Origin of the sequence: Mesorhizobium sp. ISC11 (genome assembly GCF_037162595.1) — a bacterium.
In the GTDB taxonomy this organism is placed as follows: Bacteria; Pseudomonadota; Alphaproteobacteria; order Rhizobiales; family Rhizobiaceae; genus Mesorhizobium; species Mesorhizobium ciceri.
This window is the reverse complement of the sequence record NZ_JAVSPW010000001.1, coordinates 2,984,457-3,003,873: the sequence shown is the minus strand read 5'-3', so window position 1 is coordinate 3,003,873 and position 19,417 is coordinate 2,984,457. Positions and strand designations below refer to the sequence as shown.

20 protein-coding genes are annotated in these 19,417 nt (G+C 63.3%); 12 read left to right on the top strand and 8 right to left on the bottom strand.

The window, feature by feature from the left end; all coding sequences use genetic code 11:
• Window positions 1-75: 75 nt before the first annotated feature.
• From RPF88_RS14935 to RPF88_RS14920, 4 genes are all read left to right on the top strand, one after another.
• The gene (locus RPF88_RS14935; protein WP_063167653.1) at window positions 76-744 is read left to right on the top strand and encodes a GntR family transcriptional regulator; all 669 of its coding nucleotides are present in this window, start codon (window positions 76-78) and stop codon (window positions 742-744) included.
• Between the two features lie 107 nt (window positions 745-851).
• On the top strand, window positions 852-1,445 hold the full coding sequence (locus RPF88_RS14930; protein WP_063167654.1) for a biotin transporter BioY: 594 nt from the start codon (window positions 852-854) through the stop codon (window positions 1,443-1,445).
• Window positions 1,442-1,885, top strand: coding sequence for a DUF1284 domain-containing protein (locus tag RPF88_RS14925; protein WP_063167655.1), 444 nt, complete (start codon window positions 1,442-1,444; stop codon window positions 1,883-1,885). Before RPF88_RS14930 ends, RPF88_RS14925 begins: the two co-directional genes overlap by 4 nt.
• 257 nt (window positions 1,886-2,142) lie before the next feature.
• Window positions 2,143-3,918, top strand: a complete 1,776-nt coding sequence (locus RPF88_RS14920) for a tetratricopeptide repeat protein (protein ID WP_063167656.1) — start codon at window positions 2,143-2,145, stop codon at window positions 3,916-3,918.
• 82 nt (window positions 3,919-4,000) lie between these two features.
• On the opposite strand, the gene RPF88_RS14915 is transcribed toward RPF88_RS14920, so the two are convergent.
• Window positions 4,001-4,462: a GNAT family N-acetyltransferase gene (locus RPF88_RS14915; protein ID WP_024502644.1), complete on the bottom strand. Its 462-nt coding sequence runs from the start codon at window positions 4,460-4,462 to the stop codon at window positions 4,001-4,003.
• Window positions 4,463-4,680: 218 nt separating this feature from the next.
• Between RPF88_RS14915 and RPF88_RS14910 the strand changes: the two genes are divergently transcribed.
• Entirely contained in the window at window positions 4,681-5,601 is a 921-nt protein-coding gene (locus tag RPF88_RS14910) for a glycine--tRNA ligase subunit alpha (protein ID WP_174299093.1), read from the top strand.
• 3 nt (window positions 5,602-5,604) lie between these two features.
• Here RPF88_RS14910 and RPF88_RS14905 read toward each other — a convergent pair whose 3' ends face one another.
• The gene (locus tag RPF88_RS14905; RefSeq protein WP_164755492.1) at window positions 5,605-5,781 is read right to left on the bottom strand and encodes a hypothetical protein; all 177 of its coding nucleotides are present in this window, start codon (window positions 5,779-5,781) and stop codon (window positions 5,605-5,607) included.
• A 226-nt stretch (window positions 5,782-6,007) separates the two neighbouring features.
• Here RPF88_RS14905 and glyS point away from each other — a divergent pair, with 226 nt between their 5' ends.
• Window positions 6,008-8,128 carry a glycine--tRNA ligase subunit beta gene (gene glyS / locus RPF88_RS14900; protein ID WP_063167657.1) on the top strand — a complete coding sequence of 707 codons (2,121 nt, stop codon included), beginning with the start codon at window positions 6,008-6,010 and terminating at the stop codon, window positions 8,126-8,128.
• Window positions 8,129-8,237: 109 nt separating this feature from the next.
• Window positions 8,238-8,528: a hypothetical protein gene (locus tag RPF88_RS14895; protein ID WP_063170186.1), complete on the top strand. Its 291-nt coding sequence runs from the start codon at window positions 8,238-8,240 to the stop codon at window positions 8,526-8,528.
• Between the two features lie 105 nt (window positions 8,529-8,633).
• Here RPF88_RS14895 and RPF88_RS14890 read toward each other — a convergent pair whose 3' ends face one another.
• Both RPF88_RS14890 and RPF88_RS14885 read right to left on the bottom strand, forming a co-directional pair.
• Window positions 8,634-9,023 carry a hypothetical protein gene (locus RPF88_RS14890; protein ID WP_024502648.1) on the bottom strand — a complete coding sequence of 130 codons (390 nt, stop codon included), beginning with the start codon at window positions 9,021-9,023 and terminating at the stop codon, window positions 8,634-8,636.
• A 135-nt stretch (window positions 9,024-9,158) separates the two neighbouring features.
• Window positions 9,159-9,644, bottom strand: a complete 486-nt coding sequence (locus RPF88_RS14885) for a hypothetical protein (RefSeq protein ID WP_063167658.1) — start codon at window positions 9,642-9,644, stop codon at window positions 9,159-9,161.
• Between the two features lie 192 nt (window positions 9,645-9,836).
• Between RPF88_RS14885 and RPF88_RS14880 the strand changes: the two genes are divergently transcribed.
• From RPF88_RS14880 to RPF88_RS14870, 3 genes are all read left to right on the top strand, one after another.
• Window positions 9,837-10,811: an L-threonylcarbamoyladenylate synthase gene (locus tag RPF88_RS14880; protein WP_063167659.1), complete on the top strand. Its 975-nt coding sequence runs from the start codon at window positions 9,837-9,839 to the stop codon at window positions 10,809-10,811.
• Window positions 10,812-10,819: 8 nt separating this feature from the next.
• On the top strand, window positions 10,820-12,250 hold the full coding sequence (locus RPF88_RS14875) for an FAD-binding oxidoreductase (RefSeq protein WP_063167660.1): 1,431 nt from the start codon (window positions 10,820-10,822) through the stop codon (window positions 12,248-12,250).
• A gap of 186 nt (window positions 12,251-12,436) precedes the next feature.
• Window positions 12,437-13,003: a DUF6101 family protein gene (locus RPF88_RS14870; protein ID WP_013532817.1), complete on the top strand. Its 567-nt coding sequence runs from the start codon at window positions 12,437-12,439 to the stop codon at window positions 13,001-13,003.
• Between the two features lie 167 nt (window positions 13,004-13,170).
• Here RPF88_RS14870 and ubiA read toward each other — a convergent pair whose 3' ends face one another.
• Window positions 13,171-14,154: a 4-hydroxybenzoate octaprenyltransferase gene (ubiA, locus tag RPF88_RS14865; protein ID WP_063170187.1), complete on the bottom strand. Its 984-nt coding sequence runs from the start codon at window positions 14,152-14,154 to the stop codon at window positions 13,171-13,173.
• Between the two features lie 68 nt (window positions 14,155-14,222).
• On the bottom strand, window positions 14,223-15,134 hold the full coding sequence (locus tag RPF88_RS14860) for a LysR family transcriptional regulator (protein WP_063167661.1): 912 nt from the start codon (window positions 15,132-15,134) through the stop codon (window positions 14,223-14,225).
• An 89-nt stretch (window positions 15,135-15,223) separates the two neighbouring features.
• Here RPF88_RS14860 and RPF88_RS14855 point away from each other — a divergent pair, with 89 nt between their 5' ends.
• The gene (locus RPF88_RS14855; protein ID WP_013532814.1) at window positions 15,224-16,039 is read left to right on the top strand and encodes a phytanoyl-CoA dioxygenase family protein; all 816 of its coding nucleotides are present in this window, start codon (window positions 15,224-15,226) and stop codon (window positions 16,037-16,039) included.
• A 301-nt stretch (window positions 16,040-16,340) separates the two neighbouring features.
• Window positions 16,341-17,618: a phosphoribosylamine--glycine ligase gene (gene purD, locus RPF88_RS14850; RefSeq protein ID WP_063170188.1), complete on the top strand. Its 1,278-nt coding sequence runs from the start codon at window positions 16,341-16,343 to the stop codon at window positions 17,616-17,618.
• Window positions 17,619-17,631: 13 nt separating this feature from the next.
• Here the strand turns inward: purD and RPF88_RS14845 are convergent, their stop codons facing one another.
• Together RPF88_RS14845 and RPF88_RS14840 are read right to left on the bottom strand one after the other, a co-directional pair.
• Window positions 17,632-18,741, bottom strand: a complete 1,110-nt coding sequence (locus RPF88_RS14845; protein WP_032809930.1) for a glycoside hydrolase family 25 protein — start codon at window positions 18,739-18,741, stop codon at window positions 17,632-17,634.
• A gap of 246 nt (window positions 18,742-18,987) precedes the next feature.
• Window positions 18,988-19,206, bottom strand: coding sequence for a hypothetical protein (locus RPF88_RS14840; RefSeq protein WP_013532811.1), 219 nt, complete (start codon window positions 19,204-19,206; stop codon window positions 18,988-18,990).
• Between the last annotated feature and the right edge of the window lie 211 nt (window positions 19,207-19,417).

The window sequence follows — 19,417 nt, the reverse complement described above, 5'->3', positions numbered from 1 at the left end:
CTGCGCTAAGAGGAAGTTTAGGAATTCGGTCCCGCCGTCTCGACAAGCCGCCCTGCCGCAAATTATCTATAAAACATGGCAAAGGGCACAGACGACACCATCGCGGTGCGCATCAGCAAGGTTCTGGCGGACCGCATCATTTCCGGTGCGATCGAGCCGGGGGCCAGGCTTCGGCAGGATCACATCGCCGAGGAATTCCAAACCAGCCATGTTCCGGTGCGCGAGGCCTTCCGCCGCCTCGAGGCGCAAGGGCTGGCCATCGGCGAACCGCGCCGCGGCGTGCGTGTCGCGTCTTTCGACCTGGGCGAGGTCAAGGAAGTCGCCGAAATGCGCGCCGCCCTTGAAGTGCTGGCGCTGCGCCACGCGGCGCCGCATCTGACATCGGCCATTCTCGATCTCGCCGAGGAGGCGTCCAAGGCTGGCGACAAGTCCCGCGATGTCCGGTCGTGGGAAGAGGCCAACCGCGCCTTCCACCGCTTGATCCTGTCGCCATGTGGCATGCCGCGCCTGCTCGCCACCATCAACGATCTGCACGCGGCAAGCGCCCGTTTCCTGTTCGCGGCATGGCGCTCGGAGTGGGAGACACGCACCGATCAGGACCATCGCGCGATCCTCGCCGCCTTGCGGCAGGGAAACACCGAATCGGCGGCCGTCACACTGGGGCGGCACGTCCAATGGATTGGCCGCAAGCCGGTCAGGACGGCTTCCGGAACGACGCGCGAAGCCTTCGCCATCGTAGGTTAGACGGCCTCCGCCAAAGCCAGGGCTTGCAATCTCCAGGGAAGTGTGGATTCGATAATAGATCGAAAACAGAAATTATCTATAATTTGAAATCGATCGAAGGAATCCCAATGACAGACGTCGCATTCTCGTCCAGCAAGCCGTCGTTCAGCCCGCTCCGGCTCCAGGATCGTTCTCTTGCCTGGCAGATTGGAGCCGTTGTGCTCGGCACCCTGTTCCTGGCGCTGTCATCCTACGTCGAAGTGCCGATGGTGCCGGTCCCGGTGACGATGCAGACCTTCGCCGTGACATTGGTCGGCGCGCTCTATGGCTGGCGGCTTGGCGCGCTCACCATCGCCGCCTGGCTGGTCGAGGGTGCGGTCGGCTTTCCCGTTCTGTCCGGAGGGGCAGCGGGTGCGGCGCATTTCGTCGGGCCGACGGCTGGCTATCTCTTCGCCTTCCCGCTTGTCGGCGCACTGGTCGGCTGGCTGGCCGAACGCGGCTGGAACGGCAAAAGGGTGATGCTTGCCTTCGTCGCCATGCTGCTTGGCAACCTTGCCTGCCTTGTGCTGGGCACAGCATGGCTTGCCGTCATGATTGGAGCCGAACAGGCCGTTACCTTCGGCTTCCTGCCGTTCATCGTCGGCGGCTTGCTCAAGTCGGCGCTGGGTGCCGCGACGCTCATGGCGCTTCGCGGCGGCAAGGCCAAGCTGGTCAATCCGTGACGATCAGGCTGCGCGCCCATCACCTCCTTTGCCTGCTCACCTATGTGGGCAAGGGATACAGCCCCGCCTTCACCGCCAATTATGATCGCGTAGCGGAGCGCCTGAGCCGGGGCGAGGACGTCCTCCTCGTTTCCGGCCCAGACGATGTCTGCGCCCCGTTGCTCGACGAGCCGGAACCGCACTGCCTCAACGAGAGCGTCGTCGAGCGGGACCGGCTCGCCGCGCAGGACGTGGAAGAATTGTTGGCACGGCCAATCCAGGTCGGCACCTGTGTTGATCTCGACACGGCGATGCTGGGCCGGATGCGGCAGGCGTTTTCGGCTGGCCTTGTACGCAAGGCCTGCGGCGGCTGCGAATGGAACGAACTGTGCAGCACGATAGCGGCCGGCGGCTACAGCGACACGCTGGTGCAACGGTCTGCCTCGCCAGGCAAGGGCTGATATTGGCCCGAGCCTTGGCGGTCGAAGCGGAGCCTCAGCGTCGAATCTGTGATATATTCGGCGCCGCGTAGGGCCATGGCCGAAATCCCAAGAGCGGAAAATTGGTGCCTGTCGCCATGATTTGTTAATCGGGTGCCCGGATTGTGAATTCGAGGCGGATTGAAGCGCGACCCCAAAAAGGCCATGCTTTGCCTGGAAAGATCGAGTCTACGCCGATCCCGCTGACGCGGAGATGGCGCCTGGCTGAAAGGGATACGATGCGGCAAGGACGTGCGCGCTGGCTGACAAGGCTGGCAATTGTGACAGGCATGGCGATCTCGGCTTTGCCGGCCTATGCCAAGCAAACCACCGAACCGGTCAAGATCACGTCGTTTTCGGGCGCCTATCTGGCAGCCCGGATCGCCGAAGGCGATAACGACCTCGACAGCGCCATCGCCTACTACAAGCAAGCATTGGCCTTCGACCCGAGCGACACCGGCCTGCAGCAGAGCCTGATGCTGTCGCTGATCGCGCAAGGGCGCTTCGACGAATCCCTGGTCTATGCCGACAAGCTCAAGGAAGTGCCTGACATCGAGCGTTTCTCTCGGCTGGCGCTCGCCGTCGATTCCTTCCACAAGAAGGATTTCACCAAGGCGCAGTACTGGCTCAAGCTGTCGCTGGAATCCGATCTCGACCGGCTGATCTCCGGGGTGATGTCCGGCTGGGCGCAGCAAGGCGCCGGCGAGCCTGCCGATGCGATGGCGTCCATCGACAAGCTGCAGGGGCCGGATTGGTTCGGCCTGTTCAAGTCGTTCCACCGCGCCCTGATCGCTGATGCATCCGGCATGCCCGAAAAGGCCGAGGCGATCTACGCCGCGACCATGCAGGATACCGCCGCCGGTGGTGCCGCTCCCGAAACCTGGATGCGCAACGCCCAGGCCTACGCCTCGTTCCTGGCCCGCAAGGGCGACAAGACCAAGGCGCTGTCGGTGCTCGATCAGGCCGAGGCGTTTTCGCCTGGCAAGCTGGAAATCGTCGCCTTGCGCGACCGAATTGCAAAAGGCGACAAGATTGCGCCCCTGGTGGCCGGCCCATCCGATGGCGCCTCCGAAATCCTGCTCGACCTCGCCACCGCGCTCAACCGTGGCGGCGGCGAGCCCTTCGTGCGCCTCTATCTGCAATATGCGCTTGCTTTGAAGCCTGATAGCGACGCTGCCCTTGTGCAACTCGCTGCCGTGTCCGAGCAATTGAAGGACGGCGAAGGCGCCATCGCGCTCTATCGCCGGATCCCCGCCGGTTCGCCGCTGAAGGAGCTTTCGGACCTGCAGCTCGGCCTCAACCTTGCCGATCTCGACCGTCACGAAGAAGCGATCACTCATCTGAAGGCTTTCGTCGACGCCCATCCCAATGACATGCGCGCCTATCTGGCGCTCGGTGGCGTCTATTCCTCGAAGGAGGATTTCCGTTCGGCCGCCACACTCTACGACAAGGCTGTCGAGGCGCTGAAGACGCCGACCGCAGCCAACTGGAACATCTTCTACCAGCGCGGCATCGCCTATGAGCGCCTGAAGGAATGGCCCAAGGCCGAGCCGAACTTCCGCAAGGCGCTGGAACTGTTCCCCGACCAGCCGCAGGTGCTGAATTATCTCGGCTATTCCTGGGTCGACATGAACATGAATCTCAAGGAAGGGCTGGCGATGATTCAAAAGGCCGTCGACCTCAGGCCGAGCGACGGTTACATCGTCGATTCGCTGGGTTGGGCCTATTTCCGCCTCGGCAGGTTCGATGACGCGGTGCGCGAAATGGAACGCGCCGTGTCGCTTAAGCCGGAAGATCCGGTTCTCAACGATCACCTCGGCGACGCCTACTGGCGCGTCGGCCGCAAGCTGGAAGCCACCTTCCAGTGGAACCAGGCTCGCGACCTGAAGCCGGATCCCGATGTGCTGGCCAACTTGCAGCAGAAGCTGATGAAGGGCCTGCCGCCGATCGAATCCAACACGGCGCAGGAGACCCCGAAGGTCAAGCCGGAGCCGGTGCCCGCCCCGAAGGGATGAAGTCAGCCATTTGAATTCAACGCAAACGGGGCTCTTTTCAGAAGTCCCGTTTTCGTTTGAACCGCGTATTCGGTTGGCTGCCTCAGAAGAGCTTGCGATAGACGACAAAGCCGGAGTGTTCGGCGACCTTGTCGTAAAGCTTCATCGCCGTGTGATTGGTCTCATGCGTCAGCCAGTATACCCGGCCTGAGCCGGCCGCCTGGGCACGCTCGTAGACGCCCTCGATCAGCGCCCGTCCGATGCCTTTGCCACGCGATGCCTGCGTGGTGAAAAGGTCCTGCAGATAGCAATTCGGCGCGATCGCCGTGGTGCTGCGATGGAAGAGATAATGCACGAGGCCGAGAAGCCGTCCCTCGCTTTCGGCCACCAGCGCGTGGACCGGCTCATAGGCATCGAAGAAACGCGACCATGTCATCTGGGTAATCTCACCCGGCAGGGCCGTTTCGCCCGAGCGGCCATAAAATGCATTGTAGCCGTCCCACAGCGGCAGCCATTGCTCGAAATCCTGTCGCGCAACGGGGCGGATGACGATCGGGCTGGGCATGGCTGAAACCTGTTGTCGTTGCTGCACAGGCGAACAGAGCGCAGGCCCGAGAGATGGGCAATGGGCCAGCCCCTGCAAAGCTTTCAACATTGTCCATAATGTCGGCGCAACCGCATCGTCGTGCTTTGCTTGACGCTTCGCCGCCGTGTCTCTAGGACGTGCCGGCAAGCTAGCCTGTGCTGTCGAGGCCACCCGTGACAATTGAAATCCCCGCCCATATGCATCCCAGCCGCTCGTTCCAGGGGCTGATCCTGACCTTGCACAACTATTGGGCGGCCTATGGCTGCGTCATCCTGCAACCCTACGACATGGAAGTCGGCGCCGGCACCTTTCATCCGGCAACGACGCTGCGCGCGCTCGGCCCGAAACGCTGGAACGCTGCCTATGTCCAGCCCTCGCGCCGCCCCAAGGACGGGCGTTATGGCGAGAACCCGAACCGGCTGCAGCATTATTACCAGTACCAGGTGATCCTGAAGCCGAACCCGCCCAACTTGCAGGAACTCTATCTCGGCTCGCTGGCGGCGATCGGCGTCGATCCGCTGCTGCACGACATCCGCTTCGTCGAGGATGATTGGGAAAGCCCGACGCTGGGCGCCTGGGGTCTCGGCTGGGAATGCTGGTGCGACGGCATGGAAGTCTCGCAGTTCACCTATTTCCAGCAGGTCTGCGGTATCGAATGCGCACCGGTGGCCGGCGAACTCACCTACGGGCTGGAGCGGCTGGCCATGTATGTGCAGGGCGTCGACAATGTCTACGACCTCAATTTCAACGGCCGGGAAGGCGCCGACAAGGTCACCTATGGCGATGTCTTCCTGCAGGCCGAGCAGGAATATTCGCGCCACAATTTCGAACACGCCAACACGGCGATGCTTCTGCGCCACTTCGAGGACGCCGAGACCGAATGCAAGGCGCTGCTCGATGCCGGCGCGCCGGCATCGAACGACAATCTGCCGATGCACCGCATGGTTTTCCCGGCCTATGATCAGTGCATCAAGGCCAGCCATGTCTTCAACCTGCTTGACGCGCGCGGCGTGATTTCGGTCACCGAACGGCAGAGCTACATCCTGCGGGTGCGCAATCTGGCGAAGGCCTGCGGTGAGGCGTTTTTGAAGACGCAGGCGGGTGGCCTGGCGGCCTGAGTCTCAGGCCCGCTTCATCATCTCGAAGGAAGCTTTGATCGGCAGTATGTTCTGGCTGCTGGCACCGTCGATTGTGCGCAATGCCTGTCGAACGCCCGGCATCGAGAAGGCACCGTGAGCCTGCGCGGTGAAGCAGGCGCCGAGTGCGAGGATCTGCAGAAGTCTGGATGCCGTTTTCATGGTCGTTGAGCCAAATGTTCCCTGCCTGAGCGTGGGTCGCTTCAGCGCTGCGTTCGGTTCATGGAAATCTTTGATCCAAGGACGGGTGGCGCGGTCTCGTCCCGACAGGATGGCCAAAATTTCTGGAAACGGGCGCAAATCGGCGATCCCCGTGCGGAAAGGGTGACAGCGGCCAGCCGAGTTGCTATGCCCCCGCCCGGACCATTTTGCCGCGTGAGCCCCATCCATGCCTGACCTGCTTCTAGAACTCCGCTCGGAAGAGATTCCCGCCCGCATGCAGCGCAAGGCGGCTGGCGATCTCAGGAAGATGCTGACTGACGGCCTGGTCGAGGCGGGGCTGACCTATGAGGCGGCGCGCGAGTACTGGACGCCGCGGCGGCTGACCCTCGACATCAGGGGTCTCACCGCGCGCTCGAAGGATATAAACGAAGAGATCAAGGGGCCTTCGACATCGGCGCCCGAACAGGCGGTCCAGGGCTTCCTGCGCAAGGCCGGACTTTCCTCGATCGCCGAGGCGCATGTCCATTCCGATCCGAAGAAGGGCGATTTTTATGTCGCCCACATTTCGAAGCCGGGCAGGGCGGCCGAACAGATCATCGCGGACCTGGTGCCTGATATCATCCGCAATTTCCCGTGGCCGAAATCGATGCGCTGGGGGCCGGCCTCGGCCAAGCCAGGTTCATTGCGCTGGGTGCGCCCGCTGCAATCGATCCTGTGCACGTTCGGCCCGGAGACAGAGGAGCCGGTCGTGGTCGATTTCGAGATCGACGGCATCCGCTCCGGCAACATCACCTATGGCCACCGCTTCCATGCGCCTGATGCGATCATGGTGCGCCGCTTCGACGACTATGTTTCCAAACTGGAAGCGGCCAAGGTCGTGCTCGATGCCGACCGCCGCAAGGAGATCATCCTTGCCGACGCCCGCAATCTCGCCTTCGCCAACGGGCTCGATCTGGTCGAGGACGAAGGGCTGCTGGAGGAGGTGTCCGGACTGGTCGAATGGCCGGTCGTGCTGATGGGCGAGTTCGAGGAGGCATTCCTTGCCATTCCAGCCGAAGTGATCCGACTGACCATCCGCGCCAACCAGAAGTGCTTTGTGACGCGGCCGCAGGGTGTCGACGACGCGCTTTCCAATCGCTTCATTCTAACCGCCAACATCGAAGCCAGGGATGGCGGCAAGGAGATCGCCCACGGCAACGGCAAGGTGGTGCGCGCCCGTCTGTCCGACGCGCTTTATTTCTGGACGACCGACCAGGGCGATTTGCCTGACCTGGCTGAGCTCGAGGCATCGGCGGAAAAATTCGGGCTTGATCTCAAGAAGCCTCTCGACCAGCGCATGGCCCGCCTCGACCATCTCGGCGTGACTTTCCACGCCAAGCTCGGCACGCAGGGCGAACGGGTGGAGCGGATCAAGCGATTGGCGGAAGAACTGGCTCCGACCGTCGGCGCCGATCCCGCACTCGCGCGCCGCGCTGCCGTCTTGGCCAAGGCAGATCTCACCACCGAAGTCGTCGGCGAGTTCCCGGAACTGCAAGGCGCCATGGGCCGCAAATATGCGCTGCTTCAGGGCGAGCATGCATCGGTCGCCGCTGCAGCGGAGGAACACTACAAGCCGCAAGGCCCGTCCGATCGCGTATCGAGCGATCCGGTTTCGATCACAGTGGCGCTTGCCGATAAGCTCGATACGCTGGTCGGTTTCTGGGCAATCGACGAAAAGCCGACTGGGTCGAAGGATCCCTATGCGCTGCGTAGAGCGGCGCTGGGTGTGGTTAGAATATTGGTCGAGAATGATATTCGACTGGCGCTGGCAGCCATCGTCGGGAAAGCGTCTGACCTTCTGTCCTTCTTCCACGACCGCCTGAAAGTCTACCTCCGCGATCAGGGCGCCCGGCACGATCTCATCGATGCCGTCATCACGCCGCAGTCCGACGACCTCTTGCAGATCGTCCGCCGCGTCGAGGCGCTCGGCGCCTTCCTCGACACCGAGGACGGCAAGAACCTGCTCGCCGGCACTAAGCGCGCGGCCAACATTCTGGCTGCCGAGGAGAAAAAGAAAACGGCGGTCGCCGAAACCGTTGAGCCGGCGCTGTTTCGCGCGGATACCGAGAAATCGCTGTTTGCGGCGGTGAACCAGGCTGAGAAGCAAGCCGGCGAAGCGATTCAAAACGATGATTTTTCCGGCGCCTTGCTGGCGCTTAGCGTGTTGCGCGAGCCGGTTGATTCATTCTTTGAGCATGTTCTTGTAAACGATGAGGATCAGGCGGTGCGTGCCAACCGCCTGGCGCTGCTCGCCCGCATCCGCACGGCCACCGGTCAGGTCGCGGATTTCTCCAGGATCGCAGGTTAAGGCGAAGAAAATATTCTCTGCTACCGGCCGTTCGAGCCGGCTTACAGTCATATGGCGATGATCTCTCCGTGGCAAAAGGGACATGTTCCCCAACCCCACGGAGGCTTCCATGAATTCCGATCACGAAATCGAAGTGACAGAAGAAACTCCCGCCGAGGCGCTTGAATCCGCTTCCGAAACCATTCTCGATCATGCCGCCGCCGCAGCGATCGAAGCCGCTGACCTGTCTGATGACGACGAAGACGGCGACGATGAAGAAGGCGAAGAGTCCACCGAAGCTGCCACGCTCTCGGATGACGACGAAGATGAAGACGAGGACGAAGACGACGCCGAGGACAGCGTGAAGGCTGAAGGCGACGAGTCCGAAGAAGAAGACGACGACAAGGAAGAAGCGGCCTGATCTTTTCAGCCGCCGAGTCTATCGATGGCAAGGCGGCGCCGAGGCGCCGCCTTTTGCTATCAGCCGTCCCCGAAGCCGACTGTCAGCCGCCCCGGCGACGGCCCGTCAGTTCTCGAGAATGCTGACGCGCACGCTGTTTTCGTAGACGTCGACCTGGATCAGCGGTTCGCCATTGACGATGGCGCGCTTGGTCGAGGAACTCATCGCGCCGCCGCGTTCCAGCATGCGCTGCAGGTCGGCGCGCTGGTCGTTGGTCCTGAACCAGCCATCAGCCTCGTCGTCGCTGTCACGGCGGTGGAATTTGTGCCAGTTGGCGCGGTCCTGCCGCACCATCTGCGCGGCATTGTCCAGCGCATAGCCGTCACTCGCCTGATGGTCGCGATCGGAAATGCGCGCGACATAGGATCCCAGCATGTCGTCGGCATGAGCCGCGACGACGCCAAGCAGTGACGCCAGCAATAGGCCTGCTCCGGTTACGATTCCAGATTTTCTCATGGCCCCCCCTTTACCCCTAGTGATGAAATCCCGTCTGCCAGAAATGCCTGGAACGGGGACTGCCTGGCAATGGTGCGCCGGGCGCCAGATCGCCGTCAAGTCACGCCATCGATGTCGGCTGTCTTTGAGCCGAGGCTACTTGGTGTAGCCGTTGGGAGGCATGCGCTGCCCTGCTGCCGGGGCCGGAGCGCTCGGCGGGGCGGGTTTGTTCTCGGCGTTCCCTGAGGGGGCAGCGGAAGCGGTGGCCGTTGCCGGCGCGGTGCCAGCGGCCGGCGCGGCACCGGTCGCTGGTGCAGCGGTTGGCGCGGGTGCCGGGAAATCGGGACCGGTAACGCCGCCACGGATGACCATCGGGCCTGGCTGGAAGCCGTGTCCGGTCGCGGGCTTGTCCGGGATCGCCGCTACCTTTTCATCGGTGACGTCGGGCGGCGCTTCCCCTACTGCCATCACCGACCGCGCATCGCTGGTGTTGACCGCATCGACGATTCCAGGCTGGTTGGGAGCGCCGATCCTGACGATCGATGGTGTGGAGGATGGCGTGCCTGGAAAAACCAGGGATGACGCCTGGGCTTCGCCGGCCGCAACAGCAAGAATGATACCCAGCAGGATACGCGCAGACACTGATGTCGCTCCCCTTTGCCCAGAAGCTGTTCGATAGCAGGCCGGAATTGATGCCGGCTTTCGTGGAACCATAGCATTTTAGGGATTGATAAATCGCCAATGCTCCTGCTCGCCAACAAACGGTTACCCAACAGCCGACTTGCCCAATGGCCGCCATCGTACTACGCACCCCGCATCTGTGAGGTGACGAGAGTGGCTGAAATACTTGGCTCGGGCGAGGCGCTGGAGCGGGCGCTGGCGCTGCTCAGGGAGGGCGATGTCGTCGCCATCCCGACGGAAACCGTCTACGGGCTGGCTGGCGACGCGACCAACGGCATCGGCGTCGCGCGCATCTTCGAAGCCAAGGGGCGGCCGCGCTTCAACCCGCTGATCGCCCATGTCGCCGACATGGCGATGGCCGAGCGCCTCGCGCTGTTCGATCCGCTGTCGAAGAAACTCGCGCGCGCGTTCTGGCCCGGTCCGCTGACGCTGGTGCTGCCGCAACGGCCCGGCAACGGCATCCATCCGCTCGTCACCGCCGGGCTCGATACAATCGCCTTGCGCATGCCGAGGGGCTTTGGCGGCGATCTGATCGCCAGGCTCGGCCGCCCGCTTGCCGCGCCCAGCGCCAATTCATCCGGCAGGATCAGCGCAACGACCGCGCAAGCGGTGGCAGCCGATCTCGGTGCGCGGATAAAGCTGGTGGTCGATGGCGGCGCAACCCCGGTCGGGCTGGAATCGACGATTCTCAAGGCCGAGGGGGAAAGAATGCGGCTGCTGAGGCCCGGCGGCATCGCTGCCGAGGAGATCGAGGCCGCCATCGGCATGGAATTGTTGCGCGGCGGCACCGCCAGTATCGAGGCGCCGGGCATGCTTGCCTCGCACTATGCGCCAGGTGCCGCGATGCGGCTCAATGCCGGCACGGTCGGCGAGGGCGAGGCTTTGCTCGGCTTCGGCGGCCAGAGGGCACAAGGCTGGCACCGCGCCGAAGCCTTCCTCAATTTGTCCGAAACCGGTGACCTGCGCGAAGCGGCGAGCAATCTGTTCGCCTGTATGCAGGCACTCGACCGCAGCGGCGCGCGCACCATCGCCGTCGAGCCTATTCCCTGCGACGGGCTCGGCGAAGCGATCAACGATCGGCTGTCGCGTGCAGCCGCCCCTCGTGACATCACGCAACCCGCAACATAGTTTCCCCCATGATCGAAATCACAGAGACACTCGATCCCGCCCTCATCGATCGCTTCGCTGCGATCGTCGGCGACAGATATGCGCTGCGTGATCAGCAGGACATCGCGCCCTACCTCATTGAGCGACGTGGGCTCTGGCACGGCGCGACGTCGCTGGTGCTGCGGCCGGGCAGCCTCGACGAGGTCAGCCGGATCATGCGGCTGGCGACCGAGACGGGAACGCCGATCGTGCCGCAAAGCGGCAACACCGGGCTGGTCGGCGCGCAGGTGCCGGACAGGTCCGGGCGCGAAATCGTCCTGTCGCTGTCGCGGCTGAACCGCATCCGCGAGATCGATGTCCTGTCCAACACGGTGACGGTCGAGGCCGGTGTCATCCTGCAGACGCTGCAGGAGGCAGCCGACGCCGCCGACCGGCTGTTCCCGCTGTCGCTGGCCGCGCAAGGCTCCTGCCAGATCGGGGGCAATCTTTCCTCCAATGCCGGCGGCACCGGCGTGCTTGCCTACGGCAATGCGCGTGAACTTTGCCTCGGTGTCGAGGTGGTGCTGCCGACCGGCGAGGTGTTCGACGACCTGCGCAAGCTGAAGAAGGACAACACCGGCTACGATCTAAAAAACCTGTTCGTCGGCGCCGAAGGCACGCTCGGCGTCATCACCGCCGCCGTGCTGAAGCTGTTCCCGAAGCCGAAGGGGCGCGAAGTCGCCTTCGTCGGCCTGTCGTCGCCCGAGGCGGCACTTTCGCTGTTCGGCCTGGCCATGGACCGTGCCGGGGCAGCACTCACCGCTTTCGAACTGATCGGCAGGCGGCCATATGATTTCACCCTGGCGCATGCCCAGGGTGTGGTGCGGCCGCTGATCGAGGACTGGCCGTGGTACGTGCTGATGCAGATTTCATCAGGCCGTTCGTCGGAAGATTCGCGAGCGTTGATCGAGGATGTGCTCTCGGCTGGCCTCGAACAGGAATTCGTCGGCGACGCCGTCATTGCCGCGAGTCTCGCGCAGGGCGATGCCTTCTGGAATTTCCGCGAGCTGCTGCCCGAGGCGCAGAAACCGGAGGGGGCCTCGATCAAGCACGACATTTCGGTGCCTATCGCCTCGATCCCGCGTTTCATCGAAGAAGCCGCCGGCGCGGTGGCGTCGGTGAGCGCCGGCGCGCGCGTGGTCTGCTTCGGCCATATGGGCGACGGCAATCTCCACTACAACATTTCCCGGCCCGTCGACGGCGACGATGAGGCGTTCCTCGCTCTCTATCACCCCATGAACAAGGCGGTGCACGATGTGGTGCGCAGCCTGCACGGTTCGATCTCGGCCGAGCATGGCATCGGCCAGTTGAAGCGCGACGAACTGATCGCCACCGCGCCGCCGATGGCGATCGATCTGATGCGAAGGGTGAAGGCCGCTTTCGACCCGGCCGGCATCATGAATCCGGGTAAGGTTATCTGATCCTTTCGACATCTTGTGGCTGGTGGGATTCCGATAACCATCCCTGAGATCAGCAAAATTTAACCGACTTTCTTAAGCGGGGCGGTAAGGAGCCCGCGCTACTGTCTCCATACAAACGAGGCTGGAAAAACCGGCCCGGAGAGAACCGGACACCGGCTCTCAGGAGACAGACAGGAAGGCCACTCTATGAACACCGGACTGAAGCCAGTCTGGGCGGGACGCAACATGCGTCTCGACCCATTCCGCCTGCCGCAAGTGGTGAGCTACGCGACTCGCGACGACTACGGCGATGTAACCTTCACCATCGACCAGCGCGGCGCCGTGATCCGCCGCTTGCTCGAGATGAGCGGCCTGCCCGCGATCATCGTTCTGCCTTCCAATGCGTTCCGCGGCGTTGCCGCCCGCGCCATGGAGGATCCGGACGGCAATGTCACGGTGACCCTGGAACTCCTGCACAACGACCCGATGCTGTCGGTGCCGCTGCTGGTGGCCGACGATCTCGACGATGTCGCAGCCGACTGGCGCGCCTGGGCCGACGCTTACCGCCTGCCGATGCTGCTCATCGAATCGGACGGCGTTGCCCGCACCCTGGAAGAATCGCTCGGCGCCGCCATCAAGACGCTGCCGCCGCAGGATCGGCGCAAGGGGCGGATTTCGAACACGCGCCGCCCGCGTTTCCTCGCTCGCCGCAGAGCTGGCGACCTCGGTCTCAGGCTGGTCGTCGACGGCCAGGAGATTATTTCGCGGGAGTAGGAAGGTTCTTCCTTCTCCCCCTGTGGGAGAAGGTGGCCGAGCGAAGCTCGGTCGGATGAGGGGTGTTCCAGCTTGGCAACGCCGGCACTCCGTCCAGCACCCCTCAACCGTCTTGGCGCTGCGCGCCAATCCACCTTCTCCCACAAGGGGAGAAGGGAAAAAGCCCGCTAAACCAGCGGCTTCAGAGCCACCCACACAGCGCCGCCGATCAGGCCGAGGAAGATCAGCCAGCCGACCTGGTTGTTCGACCTGAACAGGCGCAGGCATTGGTCCGGATTGTCGATGTCCAACACGGCGATCTGCCGCGCCATATGGGTGCCGGCGGCGATCAGCCCGGCCAGCGCCACCACCGGCGCCTGCGCCGACGCGAAGGCGATGGCGAAGCAGATCAGCGCGCCGCCATAAAGTCCGGCCAGCCAGGCCTTGGTGTTGTCGCCGAACAGGCGTGCCGTCGAGCGCACGCCGACAATGGCGTCATCTTCCTTGTCCTGGTGCGCGTAGATCGTGTCGTAGCCGATCACCCACAGGATCGAGCCGATATAGAGCATGACAGCAGGCCCATCGAGATCGCCGAACTCGACCGCCCATCCCATCAGCGCGCCCCAGGAAAAAGCAAGGCCGAGCACCAGTTGCGGCCAGTTGGTTATCCGCTTCATGAACGGATATATGGCGATGACCGCCAGTGAGCAGATGCCGAGCAGGACGGCAAAGCTGTTGAACTGGATGAGCACGACGAGGCCGACCAGGGCCTGCAGGACGAGAAACAGCCATGCCCGCCGGCGCGTCGCCTTGCCTGACGGCAGCGGTCGCGAGCGCGTGCGCTCCACCTGGTTGTCGATGTCCTCGTCGACGAGGTCGTTGTAGGTGCAGCCGGCGCCGCGCATGGCGATGGCCCCGACCAGGAACAGCACAAGATACAAAGGCGCCGGCAGCAGTGAGAGCAGCGGGTCGCCGGGACGCGGATAGGCGCTTGCCGCCAAGGCCGCCGACCACCAGCACGGCCACAGCAGCAGTTGCCAGCCTATCGGCCTGTCCCACCGCGCAAGCTGCGCATAGGGCCATATCGAGCGCGGCAGCACGCGGTAGACCCAATGGCCGTTCGGCGCATCGGCGACACGGCCCTGGGCCGCTTTCGACTGGATGGTTTCCATGCCCATGGAGTGGCAGCAGCGGCGGAAACCGTCAAGCGGCAAGCGGAGACGCGGCGCCCGTCAGCCTTTCACGAGGCAAAGATGTCGCGGGTGGCGAACCAGTCCTTGGCCACCTCGACGAAGGCCAGCGCTGCATTCGACACACGCTGATGCGTGTCATAGGTAAGCAGGATCCGCTGCATGGGCAGCGGATCCGACAGCGGCTTGCAGATGAGCGGCAGCCCGTCATAGCTGCGGTCGCCATGCGGGCGGGTGTAGCTGACCGCAACGCCGAAGCCGTTGGCGACCATGCTCCGTTGCAGTTCGAACGAGCTTGTCGTCATGTCGGCCACAGGCGAAAGGCCGCGGCTGCGGAACAGGTCGAGCATATGCTGCCAGCTGTGCGGCTGGTCGGTGGTGATCAGCGGATAGGCGGCCAGATCGGCAAGGCTGACCGACGGGCGATCCGCCAGGGCATGGCCTGCCGGCAACAGCGCGTGCGGGCGAAGTTCACGCAGCAGGATGCGGGCGAAATGCGTCGGCAGGCTGAGATCATAAGTCAGGCCGAGATCGATGGCCGCGTCACCCAGCCGTCGACCCAGCGTCTCGAACGTCTCGTCGCGAACGACGATCTTGACGGCCGGATAGCGTTCGGAGAAGGCGCGGATCAAAGCCGGCGCGAAGAAAGGCGCCAGATCCTCGAAGCATCCCAACACCAACTCGCCGCTGACAGCCGATTTGCTTGAACCCAGGCCGATGAGTTCCTCCGTTTCGGTGAGAACCTGCCTTGCCTTGGCCACGACGGCGCGGCCGAACGATGTCGGCGACACGCCGCTTCCCCGCTGGCGGACGAACAGTTTCTGGCCGAAATTCTTTTCGACCGCGTCGATGGCCACCGAGATCGACGGCTGAGAGACGTTCAGCATCCTTGCCGCGCCGGTGACGCTGCCGTGACGCGCCACGGCAACCAGATAGCGCAGCTGCGTGAAAGTCACACTCATAGAGGCACTCTATATGTCAGATCGATAGTTATTATTTTACCGAATGAATAGATGTTGCGATAGTGGCTTTATTCCAAGAGGAGAACGCCATGGCTTCCCGGACTGCCACCCTCGACGCCACCAGGATCGGCGCGTCCACGATTGCCGACTATCAGCGTGACGGCGCTGTTTGCATTCGCGGCGCCTTCAAGGGCTGGGTCGACACGATTGCCGCCGGCATCGAACGCAACATGCAGAACCGCAGCGCCACCGCATCCGACATAGCCAACGGTCGCGGTAGTTTCTTCGATGACTACTGCAACTGGGAGCGCATCCCCGAATTCGTCAGCCTGGTACGGGACTCACCCGCCGCCGAACTGGCGGCGGCGGTGATGCAGTCGCGCACCGCGCAGTTCTTCCATGATCATGTGCTGGTGAAGGAACCCGGCACGCAGAAGCCGACGCCCTGGCATCAGGACATCCCCTACTATTTCGTCGATGGCCAACAGACGGTGAGCTTCTGGATACCCATCGACCCGGTGAAAGAGGCGACGCTGCGGCTGATCGCCGGCTCGCACAAATGGGACAAGATGATCCTGCCGGTGCGCTGGCTCGACGATAGCAATTTCTATGCCGGCGAGGGCGACTATCTGCCGGTGCCCGATCCCGACAAGGACCCTTCGATGAAGGTGCTCGAATGGGAAATGGAGCCGGGCGACGCCATCCTGTTCGACTTCAGGACCGCGCATGGCGCGCGTGGCAATATGACCGCGGCGCGGCGCCGGGCGCTGTCGCTGCGCTGGGTCGGTGACGATGCGCGCTATGTCGAGCGGCCGGGCCGCACCTCGCCGCCCTATCATGGCCACGGCATGCAGCCGGGCGAGAGGCTGCGCGAGGACTGGTTTCCGGTGGTTTTCTCCGCCTAGCGAATCGCCAGAAAATTGGCGGCGGTATCCGCCGCCAATTTTCTGCGGGGATAACGTTCCCGTGCGCAATTGCGATCTAAACACCCTGATGCCTTGACCCGTCGCCCGGAGAGCAATAGCGGGTCTCCAAGAGACTGTTTCGAAATTCGCTCTGGCGAGTCATATGGTGGTGGTTTCGAGAACCGCAGCGGAGCGGACATTTGGTCCGTGAGCTCAGTTCTACTGCACGCAGTAGAACGGGAAGCGCAGAAAACGCCATCAGATGGCCGCCAGAGCAGAATTTCGGCATCAAGAGGTGGCCATGAACGTTCTTCTTCTGGGCTCCGGCGGCCGCGAACATGCGCTCGCCTGGAAGATCGCCGCGTCGCCGCTGCTGACGAAGCTTTATGCCGCCCCCGGCAATCCGGGCATTGGCGGCGAGGCCGAACTGGTCAAGCTCGACATCGCCGATCACGCCGCGGTCACCGCATTCTGCCGGGAGAAAAAAATCGACCTCGTCGTGGTCGGTCCGGAAGGCCCGCTGGTCGCCGGTATTGCCGACGATCTGCGCGCCGAAAATATCCGCGTCTTCGGTCCCTCCAAGGCAGCGGCACAGCTGGAAGGCTCGAAAGGTTTCACCAAGGACCTCTGCGCCCGCTACAACATCCCGACCGCCGCCTATGGCCGTTTCAGTGACCTGGCCTCGGCCAGGGCCTATGTCGAAAAGACCGGGGCGCCGATCGTCATCAAGGCCGACGGGCTCGCTGCCGGCAAGGGCGTCACCGTCGCCATGACGCTCAGTGAAGCACAGGCAGCCCTCGATGCCTGCTTCGATGGTTCCTTCGGCGCCGCCGGCGCGGAAGTTGTGGTCGAGGAATTCATGACCGGCGAGGAGGCGAGCTTCTTCTGTCTTTGCGACGGTACCACCGCACTGCCCTTCGGCACCGCGCAGGATCACAAGCGCGTCGGCGACGGCGACACCGGTCCGAACACTGGCGGCATGGGGGCCTATTCGCCGGCACCGGTGATGACGCCGGAACTGGTCGAGCGCACCATGCGTGAGATCATCGAGCCGACCATGCGCGGCATGGCCGAACTGGGCGCGCCTTTCTCCGGCGTGCTGTTTGCCGGGCTGATGATCACCGACAAGGGGCCGAAGCTGATCGAATACAACACCCGCTTCGGCGATCCGGAATGCCAGGTGCTGATGATGCGGCTGAAGGATGATCTGCTGGTCCTGCTCAACGCGGCAACCGACGGCCAGTTGGCACATACTTCGGTGCGCTGGCGCGACGAGGCGGCATTGACCGTGGTGATGGCGGCGAGAGGCTATCCCGGCACGCCGGAAAAAGGCTCGGTCATCCGCGGCGTCGAAGACGCGGCAAGCGACGGCGTCCAGGTCTTCCACGCCGGCACCGCCATCAATGGCGGCGCGCTGGTGGCCAATGGCGGCCGCGTCCTCAACGTGACGGCATCAGGCGCCACGGTCGGCGAGGCGCAGAAACGAGCCTATGCCGCGCTCGACCGCATCGACTGGCCGGACGGGTTCAGCCGCCGCGATATCGGCTGGCAGGCGGTGGCGCGCGAACAGGGAACCTGAAGTCCGCGTTGGCTTACCGCTGGCCGCGGTCGAGTTCGGTCGAAGCGGTGCTGAGCGGATCGGCAGCGGCAAACGCAGCGTCGAGTTGTGCGGGCGAACGCCGCTCGGTCCGCTTCCAGGCGACATATTGGACAATGCCGAAACTCGGTCTCCGGGGCACCGTCTTCACGACCGGCATGCGGAAGCCGTCGCGGAAACGGGACCAGCGTGTGCCCAACGCTGCGACCATGTCCTCGAAAGTCGGCGGCGCGGCCACAGACGCATAGGTGATGGTGACATTGCCGGCGAGGCCGGCCTCGCGTGAAACCGGCAGCGGTATGGAGGCGAGATAGTCCGGCGGCACGTCGATAAGCCCGCCGAACGGCCATTGCGCGCGCAGCGTGGCGGCGTCGGTCGGCGCGACATTGACGTCTATGTCGTTAGGCGTGCCGGCAACCCTGTAAGGGCAGCGGAAACGGCCGCAATTGGCTTGCGCCGAAAACTGCCACAGTGCGTAGCCTTGCCAGTTGCCCATCGGAAAATGCACGTCGATGTCGGACTTATAGCGGGCATACCAGAGCGGCAGCCGCGACAGGAGCCGGTATCGGTAGCTGTTGTCGGCAATGTACTGGGCGGTCTTGCCGTTGGTGTACAGCACCGGGAAACGGCCGATGCGCCGATGCACCTGGCGGACGAACTCCTCGGCATCGTCGAGCGACATCCATTGCGAGGGATCATTGCCCTCAATGTCGAGAGCCATGAGATCGTCGGGCGCAGGCTCGGCGAAATCGAGGAAATTGTTGGCCTGTTCGACCGGATTGCCCGGGCGGGCAAGGTGATAGGCGCCCCATTTCAGGCCGAGTGCCTTGGCCACCACCCGGCGCGTCTGGAACAGTTCGCGCGTCACCGCATGGCGTTTCCACAGCGCCTTGCAAAGCTTCACCTCAATGTCGTTGCCCAGGCAGAAATAGGGCGGCGGCATGCCGTCGGAGGCCTTGTTGATGAAGCCGACGACCCGCTTGTCGGTGGCGAGTTGGGCCCAACCGATGGAATTGTATTCGTAGGCATCGACCACCAAAGCGCGGTCGGCGTTCTTCCAGGGTTCGGAAAAATCCGAAGCCTTTGCCGCCGTGGACAGCGCCATCGTCGCCGCCAAGGCGAGAAGCGCCAGCGCATGTCGCCCAAAAGTGTGCAGCGGTTTTGGGGCAACGACATGCGGAGGAAACAATGGCTTGAAGGGCGTCGGCACGACACTCTTCAAGCGGCGAAGGAGACGCGCCGTCCTTTTCAAAACAGGGAATCCCCGTTGATCAAAGACAAATCCTGAACGGCTATGGTTAAGGAAGTACTTTCGGGGCTGACTTCAGAAAAGCTGGCGACGCATCAGCTGCTAGAATTCAAACGGGTCCGGAGCCGGCTCTTGCCGCAGCGTGCCCTCGGCGGCGCGTTTGCGGTGGTGGGCGAGTGAGCATTGCGGCGAGCATAATATGCCGCGATCCGACCAGTAGGCGGCCCCGTGGTCCAGTCTGCCGCCATGGTAGCAGAACCCCTCCGCTCGATAGGGCAGGCCGCATTCGATGCAGCGATAGGCGTCGGGTCTGGCAAGCATGGGCTGTTCCGGTTGGCTGGTTCTGATCCGTCGCCGGTCGACTTGATCCGGCATGGATTGAACTTAATACGCGCCGCCGCGATTGCAAAATCCGCGTGACAAAATTTGACGTTTACGTAAAAAGAAGATGGGAGAGCGCTGATACGGCGGGTGGTTTTGCAGCGGCGCTGGCTCTAGGGTCGGCAGGACCGATGCATCGGAAGGAGTAAGC